The sequence below is a fragment of the bacterium genome, assembly GCA_040755795.1.
Lineage (GTDB): Bacteria > UBA9089 > CG2-30-40-21 > CG2-30-40-21 > SBAY01 > JBFLXS01.
Map to the genome: position 1 here is coordinate 1 of JBFLXS010000643.1, position 1,620 is coordinate 1,620.

Sequence of the window (1,620 nt, forward strand, 5' to 3'; positions counted from 1 at the left end):
GACGCAAAGGAAAAATAAATGTAAAATGTAAAATAGGAAATGAAAAATGGGAAATTTTAGTACTTCGCAAGACTCATTACCTTTCAGTTATACATTTTCATTTTACATTTAACCGCACAGGTGGAAAAATTTTACCTATTACTTAAAATTTGGGAAGTTAGAGATTAACACTAACTATCTCTTTTTGTTATTCAGGTGCATTCGTGTTGATCCCGTTAGATAGTAAAACATTACGGGGTTCATTCAAGATTATATATTCTCTCTGTGTTCTCTGTGACTCTGTGGCTATATCCCTGAACGGTTACCATTACTCAAAAGGAGGGAATATTAATGATTAAAGTAATTGTCAGCGGTGTCTGTGGTAGGATGGGAAGTATGATTGCGAAGTTAGTATTTGAGCAAAAAGATATGGAATTGATTGCTGGAATTGAGCATTTAGGACATGAGGCGATTGGTTGTGATATTGGTGAAAGAATTGGAGATAAAAGAATAACCGTGCCTATTGTCGATAGTTTAGAAAAAATCATTAAATCAGGCGATGTTTTGATTGAATTTACTAATCCTAAAACAACGATTGAGCATCTTGAAATAGCCGCGGCAAATAATCTGGCAATGGTCATTGGGACAACAGGATTAGATAAGGCTCAAACAGATTGCATAAATGACCTATCATTTTCTATCCCGATTGTTTTTGCCCCAAATATGAGTATTGGAGTTAATCTTCTATTTAAGTTAGTTGGTGAGGTTGCAAAGGTATTAGGTAATGATTACGAAGTAGAGATACTTGAAGCACATCATCACCATAAAAAAGATGCCCCATCTGGCACGGCAATAATGTTAGGCAAGATAATTGCCGATAGTCTAAATAGGGATTTTAATCAAGTTGCAGTTTATAGCCGACAGGGACAGGTAGGAGAGCGAAAACCTGATGAAATTGGTATATTTGCTCTTAGGTCTGGGGATATTGTTGGAGAACATACAGTCATTTTTGGTAGTGAAGGTGAACGATTGGAACTTATTCACCGTGCCCATTCACGGCTAACATTTGCTCATGGAGCAATTAAAGCCGCAAGATTTGTTGCAAAAAAAACACCAGGTTTGTATGATATGCAAGATGTGTTGAATTTATAAGATTTTCGGTAACCGTTCACCGCAGAGACGCAGAGACCCAGAGAAAAAAATTAACTAACTATTCAGCCACTGATTAACGCGGATTAGCACGGATAAATAAGAGAGGACAGAAGGCGAAAGTATAAGGACAGGGCTTGTCCCTGTCCGTTCCGTAGGCTGACAACCACAAGGGGTGTCCCTACAACCTTAATTGCAGGCATGTTCGCTGTAGCGGGATTTTCCGTGTTTCATCCGTTGTCGTGTTGAACAAATAACGCACGGAATTTGATTCTGGTAACTGGTGATTGGTAATTGGTAACTGGTGATTGGTAACTGGTAATTGGTGATTGGTAATTGGTAACGGGTAATTAAATACCGTTCGACTGAGGTAATCGGTCAGTTATTGGTGGGAGAAAGGCATAAAGATTAAATTTCTCGCTAAGGCGCAAAGAACACAAAGGAATAAATTATAATCTTTGCGAACTTTCGTCTTTGCGAGAGAAAATTTCG

The 1,620-nt window shown here is 38.1% G+C and carries 1 protein-coding gene; it reads left to right on the forward strand.

The window, feature by feature from the left end; all coding sequences use genetic code 11:
- Nucleotides 1-330 precede the first annotated feature (330 nt).
- Nucleotides 331-1,131 (forward strand): 4-hydroxy-tetrahydrodipicolinate reductase, encoded by an 801-nt coding sequence (gene dapB, locus AB1414_20565; protein ID MEW6609804.1) that lies wholly within the window; start codon nt 331-333, stop codon nt 1,129-1,131.
- The last annotated feature ends 489 nt before the right edge of the window (nt 1,132-1,620 follow it).